A 16,449-nucleotide genomic window follows, 5' to 3' on the forward strand; every position below is an offset into this window, starting at 1 on the left:
CCAGTTCTAGAGCTACAGTATCGCCTTGAGTTTTGCGCAGGGGATTTGGGGGAGGGGCGACGTGTAGTTGCTAGGGTCGGCTTTGAAATGTGACGTCAAGGAAGCAGATGGCGGACAACGTCGACCTTACCGTTGTGTACGCGAGTAGGAATTAAACCTACGACTCGTGGTAACAAGCATCAATGCCAAGCGAACCGATATTTCACCACTATCTGCCCAGCTTTTATCAGTCCCGTTGGACTGGAGCAGATGGCCGATTGCGCCGATACCGCCAGGTTCATGGCGGCAAGATTGACCGCAAATGGGTCTACCCGACGCAATCTGGCGGCGAGGATTACCTCTATTCCGATCCCACTAAACCGGTTGGTGAAGCCCAATGGGTCGAAAAGAACTTCATGTCACCAATGGATTCTTTGGCACACGACGCGCTCACAATGATCGAGGCAGGGGATCCTAGAATTAACCGGGAGTCTAAAGCTAGAAGTGCATGGTCCCGATTTCTGATGTCACTCATGATGCGAATGCCGAATGACATTGAAACATTGAAGACATCGCTAAACGAAGAATGGCTCCTACGTATCCCAAAACTGGAACAAGAATATTTGAAAAAGAAGCAGCCAGGAGGCCCAGCCACTTTCGCCGAATACCTTGAAAGTCGAGGGTCTAAAGATTTCGAAAGTTGGGCGATCTCGATTGCGCCAAAGCTGATCGATCATCGTCTGATAGGTAGCATGATCAATAACATGAGGTGGTTTTTTCGACAGGTTTCCGGCCACTCTGAATTCTTGACGAGTGATCGACCAATTCTAACCCTGTATGAATTTGCTTCTCAGGACTCGTATATCATGCTGCCGATTGGACCAAGACGCCTGTTTGTGGCGGTGAACAACATCGAGACACAACGCCTTATAGAGCGTCGTGAGTCGGTCGAGTTCGTGGCAGGCATCAATCGCTTGATCGTCGGCGCTGCAAAGGAATTTGTCTTCGCCTGTGACGACAGCCATAGTGAGTTTGTAACCGAGCACTTCGGGAAGCGGCCGCGTACAACAATGTTCGAACATCTTCAACGTCTTAGGAGGAAGAAACGGGAGGAGGCTTCAAATGCTGGAAGAGACAGCTAAGCAAAAATCAATCGGCGTATTCCTCACTGACATGGGCGCATAGCCTGTCTATCAAGCTCCAACTTAATTTGCAGTTGCGACTGTTTGACAAAGGGAATAGGAGCGATTTTAGAGGGATGCTGTATGGCCACAAAAACTGATCCTGCACGCGAAATCGCCGACATCTGCAAGAGGCTTGCGAAACCTTCTGAACAGCCGGGGGATCGACACTTAGCCGCGATCTTCGGCGTTAACCAATGGTCGCGAGATTTTTACGAGATCGTTTTTTCAATATCTGACCGACTTGAACTCCTCTCAAAAATCGTCGCAGAATTGGACTTAGACGAGGATCAGCGAATTGAGATAAGTGAACACATCGCGAAGGTAAATTCAGCCTTCGGCCGTGGGTCTCTCCTAAATGCGTGGAATTCTCAGGGTACAGGGGCCTCGATACTCCGTGGACCTCACGCTGCGGCCATTAGTGTACTTTCTGGACAGGTCAGGGCAAGAATATCATACCCGAAACTCGACGATGCTGAGGCTAAGGAGATCATCGAACTTATTGATACACTTCTAAGTTGGCTTTATGATATCCAATTAGGCGAACAAGATTTTATTCGCCAGGCGCTGATTGATGGATTGCAGCGATGTCGAACCCGAATGGATCGACTCAATTGGCTTGGCTGGGGTTACACTGTCGAATCGCTGCGAGAAGTAATTGGAGCCTACTTGGCCCTTGAGCGCGGCTTCCCTGAGCCTCAAGATAACACTTCAGCCGCCGCCATCTTAAAGAAAACTTGGACCGTACTGAAAGTAATCTCTGACAAAATTGGTATGGCAGGTGATGTGCGCGACAAGGGGCAATTTTTGATTGAGATGTATGGATGGTGCGCAGTGGCAAGAGATTCAGGAATTGCGGGTCTTATCGCTTCTGCGCTCGCGAAGTAGGTAACCCTTCAGTCTAGATTCAGATTTCGATTTTTTTGGGAAAGAATGGTGGGCGATGCAGGGATTGAACCTGCGACCCCACCCGTGTGAAGGGTGTGCTCTCCCGCTGAGCTAATCGCCCGCTCGTTGCCCGAAGGCCAAGCGAGCCGCGATATAAGGGAGGCAGGCTGGGGAAGTCAAGGCGGTGTCCGGCGTTCTGATACGGATCGGATTTGCCGCCATTCGGAACCTGTCGCCGGCGTGTCGCCGACGGCTTTTCCGTCAGTGTCCCGCGGCGGCGATCAGCCTTTGCGCCAGATCGAGCGTCAGCGCGTCGAAATGCGAGATCACGGCCGAGGGCTCGAACTCGCGCACATGCCGGTCGGTATAGCCGAAATCCACCGCGACGACGGGAATACCGGCGGCCTTTGCGGTGTCGATGTCGGTTTGCGAATCGCCGACCATCAGGGCGCGGTGCGGCTCGCCGCCGGCGAGCTTGATGGTTTCGGTCAGGTGGCGCGGATCAGGCTTGCGGAACGCGAACGTGTCCTGGCCGGCGATGGCCGCGAAATGCCTGGTCAGGCCGAGCGCTTCGATCAGCGCCAGCGAGTTGGCCTCGTATTTGTTGGTGCAGACGGCCAGCAGATAGCCTGCCTTCTCGAAACGCGCGATCGCCTCGACGACACCGGGGTAGGGGCGGGATTTGCCGGGAATGTTGTCGGTGTAGTGATCGAGGAACAGTTTCAGCAGGCGGTCGTGCTCGGCGACGTCGAGCGATCGTTGCTGGGCGGCGTGCGCCCGCTCGATCATCACGCGGCCGCCGTGACCGACGAAGCGCCTGAAGCCAGCCTCGTCGACGGCCGCGAGCTCGCTTGCCGCCAGGCTGTGGTTGAGGCTGTCGAGCAGGTCCGGCGCCGTATCAATCAGCGTTCCGTCGAGGTCGAACACGATGATCGGGCGACTCATGATCCATCCTGCGCAGGTTTGTGCATCGGCAGGCGATAGCGGCTGCGGCGCGCCAAGGCAAGCAGACCGGTGGACAGGCTGCCAAAGGCTTTGACCACGGTCAAAAGCTTTGACCTCGGCGGCAAAAATGCTACGAGCCCAAAACACCAAGATTTCTGGGCAATAAGCGGCATGGATGCAAGACAGTTGAAGGTCGAGGCCGCGCGGGCGGCTCTTGCCCATGTCACGGATGGCATGCGGCTCGGCATCGGCACCGGCACCACGGCGGAAGAGTTCGTGCGGCTGCTTGCCGACAAGGTCGCGACCGGCATGACCGTGATCGGCGTGCCGACTTCGGAACGCACGGCCGCGCTGTGTCGCGAACTTGGCGTGCCTCTGTCGACACTGGAGGAGACGCCGGAGCTCGATCTCACCGTCGACGGCGCCGACGAGGTCGATCCAGAACTGACCTTGATCAAGGGCGGCGGCGGCGCGCTGCTGCGCGAGAAGATCGTCGCCGCGGCCTCGCAGCGCATGATCGTCATTGCCGACCGGTCGAAGATGGTCGAAACGCTCGGCCGGTTTCCGCTGCCGATCGAAGTCAACCAGTTCGGCCTGCGCGCCACCGAGATCGCGGTGGCGGCAGCGGCTGAAAAGCTCGGCCTTTCCGGTCCGATTACATTGAGGATGACGGGAGGCCAGGCTTTTGTTACAGACGGCGGCCATTTTATCCTCGATGCATCTTTTGGCCGCATTCCGGATACAAGAGCGCTTTCGAATGCTCTCCACGCCATTCCGGGCGTGGTCGAGCATGGTCTTTTCATCGGGCTGGCGTCAGCGGCCATCATCGCCGGCGGCGACGGTATCCAAACCGTCCATGCCGCCCGAAAACCAGGGAGTTCTACCGACCATGATGTTGCATAACCGGGTTCGCAGCCTTTGCGCCTTTCTGGCGGCTTCGGCCGTTATCGCCTTCTCCTCGCCGGCGTTTTCACAGGATGTCACGGAATCGCACCTGAAGGCTGCCCGGGCGGCGGTCGCGGCGATCCACGCAACCGACCCGTTCGACAACATCCTGCCGCAGGCGGCGGCCGCGCTCGAATCGCAGCTCATCCAGAAGAACCCCGACATGCAGGAGCTGATCGGCAAGACGATCAACGAGAAGGCGCTGGCCATGGCCTCGCGCCGTGCGGATCTCGAGAAGGAAGCAGCCCTTGCCTACGCGAAGGTGTTTTCCGAAAAAGATCTCAACGACATCGCGGCCTTCTATACCTCCGAGGCCGGCAAGAAGCTGCTCGACAGCGGCCCGACCGTGACGCGTGATTTGGTCAAGGCGGCCGACATTTGGCAAAACGGCGTTGCCCGCGATCTCGCACAGCAGGTCGGCGAAACGCTGGCCGCGGCGGCCAAGGCGAAGGCGCCGGCGGCGCCCGCCGATGCTGCAGCCCCAGCGGATGGCGCGGCACCTGCCGATGGTGCGGCCCCCGCGGACAATTCGGCAAACTGATCCGGCAAACGGCCTTGCGGCCATTCATGAAGCCCGGCTTGTCCGGGCTTTTCTTTTGACGGTTTGCAGCCTACCTGTGACGGGATTTCCGAAGCTCATTTCCTGAAGTTCAAGGAGCCGCGTCATGGCCGGTTATGATTACGATCTCTTCGTCATCGGCGGCGGTTCCGGCGGGGNGAGGGCGGCGCGCGTCGCGGCGTCGCTCGGCAAGCGCGTCGGCATCGCGGAGGAGTACCGGTTCGGCGGCACCTGCGTCATCAGGGGCTGCGTGCCGAAGAAGCTCTATGTCTATGCCTCGCAATTTCCGGAGCATTTTGCCGATGCGGCCGGCTATGGCTGGACCGTGCCGGAAGCCACTTTCGACTGGCAAACGCTGGTCGCCAACAAGGATCGCGAGATCAGCCGGCTGGAGGCGATCTACAAGAAGAATGTCGAGGGCTCCGGCGGCGAGACCTTTCACTCGCGGGCGGTGATTGTCGACCCACATGTGATCCATCTTCTGAGCGAAGACCGCACCGTCACCGCCGACCAGATCCTGATCGCCACCGGCGGCCGTCCGGCGGCGCATCCGGCGTTGCCCGGCCATGAGCACTGCATCTTTTCCAATGAGGCCTTCGACCTCAAGGAACTGCCGAAGGCGATCATGATCGAAGGCGGCGGCTATATCGCGGTCGAGTTCGCCAACATCTTCCACGGCCTCGGCGTCGATACCACGCTGGTCTATCGCGGCAAGGAAATCCTCAGCCGCTTCGACATGGATCTGCGCCGCACGCTGCACGAGACCATGGAGAAGAAGGGGATCAAGATACTCTGCCATTCGGTGACCGAGTGGGTGCGCAAGCGCCCGGACGGCCGGCTCGACGCCCTTCTCACCAGCGGCAAGACGCTGACGGTCGACCAGGTGATGCTGGCCATCGGGCGTATCCCCAACACCGAGAACATGGGCCTTGAAGGCATCGGCATCGAGATGACCCCTGTCGGCGCGATCAAGGTCGACGATTATTCCCGCACCAACATCGACAACATCTGGGCGATCGGCGACGTCACCAACCGCGTGCAGCTGACGCCGGTGGCGATCCACGAAGCGATGTGCTTCGTGGAGACGGCATTCAAGGACAACCCGAGCGCACCCGACCACGACACGATCGCGACCGCCGTCTTTTCACAGCCGGAAATCGGCACGGTGGGCCTGTCGGAGGATGAAGCCGTCAAGCGTTTCGCCGATGTCGAGATCTACCGCGCCAGCTTCCGGCCGATGCGTCATACGCTGTCGGGCCGCGACGAGAAAATGCTCATCAAGCTGGTGGTCGATGGCGCTTCGCGAAAAGTGCTCGGCGCCCACATATTGGGGCCGGATGCCGGCGAAATGGCGCAGCTGCTCGGCATTCCGCTGAAGGCGGGACTGACCAAGTATGATTTCGACCGCACCATGGCCGTGCACCCGACCGCGGCGGAAGAGCTCGTCACCATGTACAAGCCGACATACCGTGTGAAGAACGGCGAGCGCGCCTGACACGTTTCGTCCGCCGTCTGGCGCTTGCGGCAAGGGAGCTATCGATGTCCGGGACCACCATTTCCACACCGCTTGACGGTGGTTTTGGCGGACGTGTCGATCAGGTCGTCGACCGGGCCATCGAGGACGGGCGCATAGTCGGCGCCATGATCCTTGTCGCCCGGCGTGGCGAAATCCTCTACAGCCGCGCCGCCGGCCTTGCCGATCGCGAGACGAACAAACCGATGACGGCGGATGCGATCTTCCGGCTGTCGTCGGTGACCAAACCCGTGGTCGCGACGGCGGCTCTTACCCTGGTCGAAGCGAATGTCATCCGCCTCGACGATCCCATATCGAAGTATATCCCTGAATTCCGCCCGAAGCTGGCTGATGGCAGCGAGCCCGTCATCACCATCCGGCAGCTGCTGACGCACACCGCCGGCCTGAGCTACGGTTTCCGGCAACCGGCGGACGGCCCCTATCATCGCGCCGGCGTCTCCGACGGCCTCGACCAGCCCGGCCTCTCCATGGCCGAGAATCTCGACCGTATCGCCTCGGTGCCGCTGTCCTACGAGCCGGGAACCGGCTGGGGCTATTCGGTGGCGATGGATGTGCTGGGCGAGGTGATGGCGAGGGCCGCCGGCGCTTCCCTGCCGGAACTGGTCGATCGCCTGGTCGTCCAGCCGCTCGGCATGCATGATGCGTCCTTTGCCGTGCGCGATCGGTCGCGACTGGTGACGCCCTATGCCGATGGGCCGGGCAAGGCCGTCGCGATGGGCTCGTATCATCGCGTGCCCTTCGCCGACGGTTTCATCGCATTCTCGCCCGCCCGCGTCTTCGACCCTGCCTCCTTCGCCTCGGGCGGCACCGGGATGAATGGCACGGCAAGCGATGTCCTCAAGCTGCTCGAAGCGCTGCGTTCGGGCGGTAGCCCGGTCATCAACCCCGAAACGGCGGCGGCGATGACCACGGACGCGATACCGGGCATTGAAACCACCATGCCCGGCTGGGGCTGGGGGCTCGGATTTGGCGTCCTGCGCGACCCGCTCGCAGCATCGACGCCCCAGACCGCCGGCACCTGGCGCTGGGGCGGCGTCTATGGTCATTCCTGGTTCGTGGATCCGGCATTGGACCTGACGGTGGTGGCGCTGACCAACACGGCGATAGCAGGCATGGTGGGCGCCTTCCCCGACGCACTCCGCGACGCCATCTACGGCAGGCAGGTCTAAGATCATTTCGGGGAAGAGAGGGTTCCGCCGCCGGCGACTGCCAGCGGCGGAAAGCTTTGACGCTGCTACAGCAGCGTGCCGCGCAGGATCACCAGCGCCACCGAGAAATAGATCACCAGCCCGGTGACATCGACCAGCGTGGCAACAAATGGCGCCGATGCGCTGGCCGGGTCGAAGCCGATCCGTTTCAAGGCGAACGGCAGCATCGACCCCGACAGGGAACCGAAGGTGACGATGCCGACCAGCGCCGCACCGACGGTCGTAGCGATCAGCGGCCAATGCGGGCCGTAATCGTAGAAGCCCATATATTGCCAGAGCGCGATGCGGCAGATGCCGACCACGCCGAGCATGGCGCCGAGCACGAGGCCGGTCGGCAGTTCGCGCAGCGCCACCCGCCACCAGTCGCCCAAGCCGATCTCGCGCAACGCAAGCGCCCGGATGACCAGGGACGTCGCCTGCGAGCCGGAATTGCCGCCGGAGCTCATGATCAGCGGGATGAACAGGGTGAGCACGATCGCCTTCTCCAGTTCGCCCTCATAGCTTTGCATGGCGTTCGCTGTCAGCATCTCGCTGATGAACAGCGCGCAAAGCCAGCCGCCCCGCTTCCTGATCATGGCGAGGAAGCTCATCTTCATATAGGGCTCGTCGAGCGCTTCCATGCCGCCGAAGCGGTGCACGTCCTCCGTCGTCTCCTCGATCATCGTGTCGATGATGTCGTCGATGGTGACGATGCCGAGGATCTTGCCATGGTCAACGACGGGAACGGCGAGCAGATCGTATTTGGAGATCGTCTGCGCCAAGGTTTCACGATCGGTCAGCGGGGTGACCGTCACCGGCATGCGATCAGGCGCCACGGACATGATCGAGTCGTCGGGTTCGCCGGTGATCAACCGGCGCAGGCCGGTCGAGCGCACCAGGAGATGCGTTTGCGGATCGACGATGTAGATCGCGTAGACGGTTTCGCGTGTCCGCTCGACCTTGCGGATGTAGTCGAGCGTGCGCCCGACGGTCCAGTCCGAAGGGACGCTGACGAACTCCGTCGTCATGATCGACGCGGCGCTGCCTTCGGGATAGCCCAGGATCGAAAGCAGGGTCGCGCGAAGCGGCGGCGCCAGCGCACCGAGGAGTTCCGAGCGTGCCGGCTCATCGAGCTCGCGCAGGATGTCGGCCGCGCGGTCGACGGACATGGCGGTGAGCAGCTTGCTCGCCTTGGGGCGGGGCAGGGCCTCCACGAGTTCGGACGCGCCATCGAGCTCCGGCTGATCGAAAATCTCGACCAACCGCTCGAACGGCACCTCGCAAAGCAGCTCGGTCGCTGTTTCGCGCGGTTCGTGATTGAGCGCCTCGACCACGTCGGCGACATGGTCGTTGGCAAGGATACGGGCGATGGCGACGGCCTCATCGTCCGCTACGGGAAAAAAATCGTTCATGGTTCACTCCTTGCCGTCCGGCAGGACATGAACCGTTCAGGTCATGTCTAGGCGGACGGCGGTTGCGTTCGACTAATACTGTCGCCAGGCATGGCGCGGTGACCTTTCCGCTTGCGGGTTTGCGTTTCGACTATCTGCAAGCCGGCGCAACATAGAAGCGCGCCTTGCCGAGTCAATCATCGTGAGGGAGGAAAACGGTGCCCGACGGCTCCGATCGCGAGACTGTGATCACCGGCCGCCGCCCGGCGCGGCAAGTCACGGTGAAAGCGTCGTTATTTCTGTTTCAGCCGGCGCGGGAACCGCAGCCATTTGTCTTCGACGGGCCGCGGCTGCGCGAGGATCGTGGTGAGTTCGACAGGCAGGCTCGGAGCCAGGGGCTTCTTGGAGGCGACGCCATCGGCGATCAGCACCATCGAGTGGTAGAACTCGGTGCCGGCAACGGATCTCGGCGCCACGGCTTCGTGCATGACGCTGATCACCGTGACATCGGGGCAGTTGTCCTTGATGGCCTGATGGAACGCAATCTTGCCGTCGGGATCGAGCGCGCCGGTCGCTTCGTCGAGGAACAGCAGCCCCGGCTGCTGCAGGATGATGCGCGCCACCACCAGCTTCTGTTTCTGGCCGCCCGAGAGAACCTGATCCCAGCTTTTGCCCTCGCGGTGCTCATTGGCCATGTGCTCGATGAAGTCGCCAAGGCCGGCCTTGTGCAGCGCGGCGGCCACCTGTGGGTCGCCATGGTCGTATTCAGAGCCCGGCAGGCAGACCAGCTGTTTCAGCGACACCTGCTGCAGCTTGACCTCCTGGGCGGCATAAAAACTCTTCACCCCTTCGGGGAAGACGATCGTGCCGCGGCCATAGGGCCACAGGCCATTGATCGCCTTGATCAGCGAGGTCTTGCCGCAACCGGACTCGCCCTTCAGGAACGTCCACTCGCCGCGCCGGAAGCGCAGGTTGGCGGCACTGAGGAACGGCGTTGCATCCTCGCCCTGATGCGCCAGTTCGAGTTTCTGGATGGTCAGGCCGAAGACCGGATTTTGGCTGGCGTAGTGGAAGTCGGAGCGGCCGGTCTGGCTGTAGAATTCCTGCGGATGCTGAACCGTCTCGATCGCATTCGCGAGTTCAGTGACACGCTGGCTGTTGGCGCGCAGCGTGGCGATCGCCGGCATGACATGGATGAACCACGAACACTGGCCGATCAACGAATTGACCAGTTCGGAGCCCGTGATATAGCCCTTGAGGTCAAGGCCGTTATGGATGAACGGCACGAGGCCGGGGCCGTAGGCGACAATGCGGGCGCCGATGAAATTGTAGATCAGCTCGAACGACATATAGACGGTGTTGACGATGTTCAGCCGCGACCAGGTTCCGTCGATGTCGACATAGAGCCGGCGATGCATGCTCTTCTGCACGCCTTCGCCATGGGATGCCGCGACATGGAAGCTGCGGCGCAGGAACGTCGTCAACTCGCCGCGGTAGCTGCCTTCGGCCTGCTGCATGCGAACGTTGAGGCGCTCGAGCAGGCTGCCAAGCCTGACCGCGATCCATGTGTTCAACGGCACGTAGGTGGCGACCGCCAGGAAGGCCAGGACGGCACTGCCATAGCTGCCGAGGAACTCGAGCCCCTTCACCTCGACGGAGTTTTCAAGCAGCTTCTGGCCGACGAAATAGAGCGAAGTGGCGACGCCAAGCACACCCATGGCCAGCCCAATGGCGCCGCCGGTCATGTCCTTGATCGATTCCTGGATGCGCTGGTCGATGTTATCGGGAGCAGGCGTGCTGCCGCCGGTCGACGCATGCTGGGCATGGAAATGCGTGTGGTTGCCGTCGAGCAGCGCCTCGTTGAAACGGCTGTCCAGCCAACCACGCCATTTGCGGTGCAAGGTTACCGAGACAAGGTTGCGGACGCCCGTGAAGCCGGCGTCCTTGAGCACGACCAGCAATACCAGGATGCCGGCGTTGACCAGCAGGGTTCGCAGTGGGGTGGTGTTGGCGGCGTCGTGGAAGAAGGCGATTGAATTGACCAGTTCACCGGATGCTTCGGCGAACCAGACGCCTGCCTTGCTGGATGCCGCGGTGAGCAGTGCGATCACCACCGTCAGCGTCCAGGCTTCCTTCCAGCGATCCGAGATCCAGTAGGCTCGCATGAGCCCCCAGAAACTGCGCATCGAGGATACCGGCGTCAAAAGCGACTGCCCTGCGGCGCCGCGGTGTAGTCCATCCGGTACTGACTCCTGCGATCGTCTGCCGATCCGAATCACGATCCCGCCCAAACCTTTTTCTTTTGTTACGGATGGTAACACCAATTGATCATTTTCTATTAATTTTTGTAGGGGGTCAGCCGGATTGTGGTGGTGAGCGTGTCGACAAGGCAACAGGACGGGCTTTCCAGCGTCGCGCGAAAGCCGACGAAAGGGCAATTTAACATAGTAATTTCAAATGATTACCCGATGGCGAGGCGAGACGTCTCCACCTTCCCTTGGGGAAAGCATTTACACGGTATCGTTACTTCTTTTGGCTTACCCGGCAGGCCGATTTTTAGCGGCGGACCATCCGAATTTGCGAAAACACGCCGTGCTGGATGCCTGATTCCTTGCCGCCGGTTATCTTTGCTGGCAGCCGGAAATGGCCCGTGATCGGCTCAGCCGACCATATCCAACTCGCCACGCGCCTTGGCGGCCGCCACCTGACGAATCGCGTCGGCCAGGGTGTCGGCATCCTGCGCGCCCATCACGGCATATTTGCCTTCGAGCAGGAAGCACGGCACGCCTGATATGCCCATGCGCGCGGCGGTAGCGATCTCGGTGCGCACCGCCTCGACATCGGCGTCGGTCGGCAGCAGTGTCTCCGCGACAGACGCATCCATGCCGGCCTCGCGGGCGGCCTCGATCAGGACGGCATGGTCGCCGATGTTGACGCCCTGCTCGAAATTCAACTGGAACAGGCGGCGCACCAGACTGTTCTGTACGGCCTCACCGGCGGCGCCGGCCCAGCGGATCAGGCGATGCGCGTCCAGCGTGTTGGGCGCCACCTTGATGGCGTCGAAGGCAAAGGAAATGCCCTCGGCCTCGCCAAGTGGCTCGATGCGGGCGTGAATTTCACGAATGCGCTCATCGCTGCCGAACTTGGCCAGCATGTATTCACGGCGATCCTTGCCATGGGGCGGAATGGTCGGATCGAGCTGGAATGGCCGCCAGCGTATGTGCACTTCGACATCGCCGGCCGCGGCGACCGCCTTGTCCAGCCGCTTCTGGCCAATGAAGCACCACGGGCAGACGACGTCCGACACCACATCGACGGTAATGGCGTTCGCTTCGCTCATCTCGATCTCCGGATTTTCAGTTCGGCTTGCGCCACCAGCTTGGCAGTTGATAACCGAATATGGGCGTCTTCTTCGGATGTTCCAGATAATTCCAGTAAGCAAGCCATTGTTGCGTGTTGTACTGCATCGGCACCATGTAGTTGCCCGAGATCAGCAGCCGATCGAGCACGCGGACCGCGGCGACATAGTCCTCCTTCGAGCGAGCCCGCAGCATTGCCTCGATCGCGGCATCGATCGCCGGGTCGGCGACGCCAGCGAGATTGAACGATCCTTCGGTCTTGGCGGCGTTGGACGACCAACGCCCGATCTGCTCGATGCCTGGGGAGAGCGAATTGTTGAAGCCGCTCGAGCCGACCAGCACCTCGAAATCGAAACGCTGCTTGCGCGACTGGATCTGGTCGCCGTCGAGGCTGCGGATGGTGACGTTGATGCCGATCTTCTCCAATGTGCGCTGGTAGATACCGGCTAGGCGCTCCTCGTCTTGCGAAGAGGTCATGATCTCGAAACCGAATGGCTTGCCGTCGGGATCGAGCATCGTGCCGCCCTGCAGGTGGTATCCGATGCTTTTCAGGAGATCGAAAGCCGTCTTCAACACCTTGCGGTCCTGGCCCGAACCATCGGTCACCGGCGGTCTCCAAGTGCCGTCCATCACGTCGGACGGCACACGGCCGGGGTAGGGCGCCAGCAGCGCCTTTTCCCTGTCGTCGGCCGGATGGCCGAGCGCGGACAGCTCGGAGTTCTGCCAATAGCTCATCGTGCGCGCGTATTTGCCGCCGAAAAGGTTCTTGTTGGCCCATTCGAAATCGTAAAGCATGCCGAGCGCGCGCCGAACCACCGGATTGGAGAACTTTGGCAGCCTGGTGTTGAACAGGAACCCGGTCACCACAGGTGGAATGCCGGTGTCGAAGGTTTCAGAGACCACCTCGCCCTTATGGAACGCCGGGAAGTCGAGATCGCGCTCGCGCTTGACCGGATCGCCGTCATCGTCGATGGCGCAAAGGCCTTTCTTGAAAGCTTCGAGCTTGGCGTTGGCGTTGAGGAAATATTCGATGGTGATCTGGTCGTAATTGTCGAAGCCGCGCTTGGCGGGAACGTCCTTGCCCCAGTAGTCGGGATTGCGCTTGAAGACGACGCGCTGGCCGGGCTGCACCTGCGCGATCGTGTAGGGACCGCTGCCGATCAACGGCTTCAGCGTCGTCCTGTCGAACGTGTCCATGGCGAAGGCGTGCCTGGGGATGACCGGCGTCAGCGCGATGATCAGTGGAAACTCGCGATCGGCCTTGTCGTTGAAGGTGAAGCGTACGCTGTGGTCGCCGGTCTTTTCCAGCTTGGCGATCCTGGCCATGCGGTCGCTGTAGGGCGGACGGCCTTTCTGCGTGTAGGCATCATAGGTGAACAGCACGTCTTCGGGTGTCACCGGCTGCCCGTCGGACCATTTGGCCTTCGGGTCGAGATGGAATTCAATGCTCTTGCGCTCCGGGTCCATGTCGGCGCTGGCCGCCAGCAGCCCATAGAGGGTAAAGGCCTCGTCCGCACTGCGCTGCATCAGCGGCTCGAAGACCAAATTGCCGAAGATCGTGTCCATCATGCCGCGCGCCGTCGTGCGCAGGCTCTTCAGGATGAAAGGGTTGAGGTTGTCGAAGCTGCCGACGACGCAATAGGTGATGTTGCCACCCTTCGGCGCGTCGGGATTGACGTAGCTGAAATGGGTGTAGTCCGGCGGCAGGGCCGGTTCGCCCTGCATCGCAATGGCGTATTTTGGCGCCGAAAGCGCTGGCGGCTGCAGGGTGAGAAACGATATCGCGGTGATCAGCCAAACAAGAACGCGGCCCATGACCGTCTCCTTAACAGGTCGGCTTGATGATTCGCTGCGCACACTAGCATGAGGCGGCTGCGTGCCGGCCAATGGTGTCATCAAGAATTACAAGTGGGCGGGCTGGATTCGACACCGCTTGCAGTGTAACACGCCGTCCGAAGTCATTCTGTTGCCTCATTTCGGCAACAGGTAGCTGGACCACGCGGCGCGAAGAAGCCGGTCCCGGGATAATTTGAGAGGAAGTGCACGACATGACGAGCCTGAACAGCAATGCGTACCGCCTTTCGGTCATGGCCGCGGGCGTGGTCGGCTTTCTGGGTGCAGGGCTTCCCGCCGCTTCCGCACAGCAGCAGCCGCAGATTCCACAGGGCTGGTTCAAGGCCTGCACCAAGCAGGAAGACGTCGACATCTGCAACGTCCAGAATATCGTCACCGCCGGCAACGGCCAGCTCGTCACCGGTGTCAGCCTGATCGAGCTCAAGGGCAAGGTGAACCGCAAGGTGTTCCAGGTGACGGTCCCGACCGGCCGCCTCGTGCCTCCCGGCATCGGCCTGCAGATCGACACCGGCAAGGCGCAGAAGCTCGACTATGTCATCTGCTTCCCGGACCGTTGCGTGGCCGAAGTGCCGCTGACCGACCAGCTTGTCGCCTCGTTCAAGAAGGGCCAGGGGATCACGCTGACCTCGATCAACTTCCAGAACCAGGCCAACCCGATCAAGATCGCGCTGCAAGGCTTCAGCGGCGCCTATGACGGCCCGCCGCTGCAGCAGTCGGACATCGAGGACCGTCAGAAGAAGCTGCAGGACTTCGTCGCCAAGAACAACCAGGACTTCGCCAAGAAGCTCAAGGACGAACAGGACAAGGCGAAGACCGCCAACTGATCACCGGCATCGGGCCAATACCGAAGCCAAAGAAAAAGCGGGGTCATGCCCCGCTTTTTTCGTTCCTGGCCGCATCCGGAATGCCGGAAAATCAGTGCCTGGACTGCCGTTTCGGCTCGTAGCGCCCATCCGGCCTCTTGTCGAACATCTCCTTGATCTGCGGATGACGAACCGGCTCGCCCGACTGATCCGCCAGCAAATTCTGCTCGGATACGTAAGCGATGTATTCGGTTTCAGAATTCTCGGCGAGCAGATGGTAGAATGGCTGATCCTTGCGTGGCCGCACGTCCGCGGGGATGGCCTCGTACCATTCGTCGGTGTTGGCGAATTGTGGATCGACGTCGAAAATGATGCCACGAAACGGAAACAACCGGTGGCGAACCACCTGTCCGATCGCGAATTTGGCCGTTTTCATCGTACTCACCACTGAATTCCTTGGCTTTATTTGGCGCAGACTCCGAGTCAATTCAATCCCGAAGCGTTTTTAGCGTCTTCAAGCTACGCAGCGCGCGGAGCAAAGTTTTTGATTGAAGTCGCGATATCGCGGCAAAATCCGCAGATCGCTAGTTTCGCCGCACCGGCTTTCGCAGGCCACCCGCAAGTGCTGCAAAGCCACTGCCGGGACGAAGTCCCTCGCGCATGAAAAAGGCACGCAGCGGTGCAACGCCCCCGAGCACGCCGAGACCGGCACCGCGCGCCATCTGCGCCGGCAGCATGTCGGAAAGCAGCGACATGTTCAGCAGATTGACAGCGCTGCTGCGCGCCAGAATGTCGGGCCGGCGTTTGAAATCGTAAGCGGCCAGCGCCTTGGCCGTGCCAGGGTCGTCACGATTTTCACTCGCGATTCCAACAAGATCGTCAATGTCCCTGATGCCCAGGTTGAGACCTTGCGCGCCGATCGGCGGGAACACATGGGCGGCCTCGCCGACAAGCGCCACCCGATGCCGGGCAAAGCGCAGGGGGGTCACGGTCGAAAGCGGATAAATCTGGCGGCCCGGCTCCACGGTCACCCGGCCCAGCATCGACCGCATCTGCTGCTCGACCCGCAACGAGAGCGCTGCGTCGTCTAATGCAGCCAGTTCCCTGGCGGTCTCCGGCTTGACCACCCAGACAAGGCTCGAGCGATCGCCGGGCAGCGGAACCTGCGTGAACGGACCGGTCTCGGTATGGAACTCCGTCGAGGTAAAAGCGTGGTCGCGGCTATGATGGAAGTTCAGGACGAGCGCGGCTTGGGGATAGGAGCGCGACGCGATCGAAATGCCCGCTGCCTCGCGGGCGGGCGACAGGCGCCCATCGGCGGCGACCGCCAGCGATGCGCCAACCTCGCTGCCGTCGGCGAGGGCGGCATGGGCCATGTCTGCGTCGAGATGCCAGGTCTTGACCATCGACATCACCCGTTCGATCCCGGGATGCGCGGCAACCTTGCTGGCCAGTGCTGGGCCGAAGACGGCGTTGGGCAGATTGAGCCCGAACTGGTCCTCATCGATCTCGCTGGCGCGGAAGGTGACGACGGGACTGCGGATCAGCCGGCTGGTCGCATCGACGATGCGCATGACTTTCAAGGGGGCGGCCTTGGGCTTGATGTCTTCGAGCACGCCGAGCCGTTCAAGCACCATCAAAGCGGGGTTCATCAGGGCTGTGGTGCGCCCATCGGGGACCGAAGCTTCCGGCCCGACGAGCGTTACCCGGAAACCGGCATTAGCGAAGGCAAGTGCCGCGATCAGCCCCGCCGGCCCTGTGCCGGCGACCAATATCCGTGCTGTTTGCTTACGCTCCAAGATCGGTTTCCGGCTTGCTGTGCGA

At 61.1% G+C, this 16,449-nt stretch carries 14 protein-coding genes and 1 tRNA gene; 7 read left to right on the plus strand and 8 right to left on the minus strand.

The window, feature by feature from the left end:
* Positions 1-182 precede the first annotated feature (182 nt).
* Entirely contained in the window at positions 183-1,121 is a 939-nt protein-coding gene (locus X743_RS0136705) for a DUF4238 domain-containing protein (protein ID WP_084555592.1), read from the plus strand.
* Between the two features lie 123 nt (positions 1,122-1,244).
* Entirely contained in the window at positions 1,245-2,048 is an 804-nt protein-coding gene (locus X743_RS146095) for a hypothetical protein (protein ID WP_023767692.1), read from the plus strand.
* A gap of 46 nt (positions 2,049-2,094) precedes the next feature.
* Here X743_RS146095 and X743_RS146090 read toward each other — a convergent pair.
* Positions 2,095-2,169 (minus strand) — tRNA-Val (locus tag X743_RS146090).
* Between the two features lie 140 nt (positions 2,170-2,309).
* Positions 2,310-2,993, minus strand: coding sequence for a phosphoglycolate phosphatase (locus X743_RS146085; protein ID WP_023767693.1), 684 nt, complete (start codon positions 2,991-2,993; stop codon positions 2,310-2,312).
* Between the two features lie 171 nt (positions 2,994-3,164).
* Between X743_RS146085 and rpiA the strand changes: the two genes are divergently transcribed.
* The 4 genes from rpiA to X743_RS146065 all read left to right on the plus strand — a co-directional run bounded on the left by rpiA (position 3,165) and on the right by X743_RS146065 (position 7,200).
* Positions 3,165-3,896, plus strand: a complete 732-nt coding sequence (gene rpiA, locus X743_RS146080) for a ribose-5-phosphate isomerase RpiA (RefSeq protein WP_023767695.1) — start codon at positions 3,165-3,167, stop codon at positions 3,894-3,896.
* Entirely contained in the window at positions 3,883-4,479 is a 597-nt protein-coding gene (locus tag X743_RS146075; protein WP_023767696.1) for a DUF2059 domain-containing protein, read from the plus strand. The genes rpiA and X743_RS146075 overlap by 14 nt, the downstream gene beginning before the upstream one ends.
* Positions 4,480-4,603: 124 nt before the next feature.
* Entirely contained in the window at positions 4,604-5,992 is a 1,389-nt protein-coding gene (gor, locus tag X743_RS146070; protein WP_023767697.1) for a glutathione-disulfide reductase, read from the plus strand.
* A gap of 44 nt (positions 5,993-6,036) precedes the next feature.
* The gene (locus tag X743_RS146065; protein ID WP_023767698.1) at positions 6,037-7,200 is read left to right on the plus strand and encodes a serine hydrolase domain-containing protein; all 1,164 of its coding nucleotides are present in this window, start codon (positions 6,037-6,039) and stop codon (positions 7,198-7,200) included.
* 65 nt (positions 7,201-7,265) lie between these two features.
* Here the strand turns inward: X743_RS146065 and mgtE are convergent, their stop codons facing one another.
* The 4 genes from mgtE to X743_RS146045 all read right to left on the minus strand — a co-directional run bounded on the left by mgtE (position 7,266) and on the right by X743_RS146045 (position 13,783).
* A complete protein-coding gene (gene mgtE / locus X743_RS146060) occupies positions 7,266-8,630 on the minus strand; it encodes a magnesium transporter (RefSeq protein WP_023767699.1) in 1,365 nt (454 codons plus the stop codon).
* A gap of 272 nt (positions 8,631-8,902) precedes the next feature.
* Entirely contained in the window at positions 8,903-10,795 is a 1,893-nt protein-coding gene (locus X743_RS146055) for an ABC transporter ATP-binding protein/permease (RefSeq protein WP_023767700.1), read from the minus strand.
* A gap of 473 nt (positions 10,796-11,268) precedes the next feature.
* A complete protein-coding gene (locus tag X743_RS146050) occupies positions 11,269-11,949 on the minus strand; it encodes a DsbA family protein (protein WP_023767701.1) in 681 nt (226 codons plus the stop codon).
* Between the two features lie 16 nt (positions 11,950-11,965).
* Positions 11,966-13,783 (minus strand): extracellular solute-binding protein, encoded by a 1,818-nt coding sequence (locus X743_RS146045; RefSeq protein ID WP_023767702.1) that lies wholly within the window; start codon positions 13,781-13,783, stop codon positions 11,966-11,968.
* A gap of 233 nt (positions 13,784-14,016) precedes the next feature.
* Between X743_RS146045 and X743_RS146040 the strand changes: the two genes are divergently transcribed.
* Positions 14,017-14,646, plus strand: a complete 630-nt coding sequence (locus X743_RS146040; protein ID WP_013895584.1) for an invasion associated locus B family protein — start codon at positions 14,017-14,019, stop codon at positions 14,644-14,646.
* Between the two features lie 91 nt (positions 14,647-14,737).
* On the opposite strand, the gene hspQ is transcribed toward X743_RS146040, so the two are convergent.
* Positions 14,738-15,061, minus strand: a complete 324-nt coding sequence (gene hspQ, locus X743_RS146035) for a heat shock protein HspQ (protein WP_023767703.1) — start codon at positions 15,059-15,061, stop codon at positions 14,738-14,740.
* A 148-nt stretch (positions 15,062-15,209) separates the two neighbouring features.
* The gene (locus X743_RS146030; RefSeq protein ID WP_023767704.1) at positions 15,210-16,424 is read right to left on the minus strand and encodes a UbiH/UbiF family hydroxylase; all 1,215 of its coding nucleotides are present in this window, start codon (positions 16,422-16,424) and stop codon (positions 15,210-15,212) included.
* Between the last annotated feature and the right edge of the window lie 25 nt (positions 16,425-16,449).

The organism is Mesorhizobium sp. LNHC232B00 (genome assembly GCF_000502435.1).
Taxonomy (GTDB): Bacteria; Pseudomonadota; Alphaproteobacteria; order Rhizobiales; family Rhizobiaceae; genus Mesorhizobium; species Mesorhizobium opportunistum.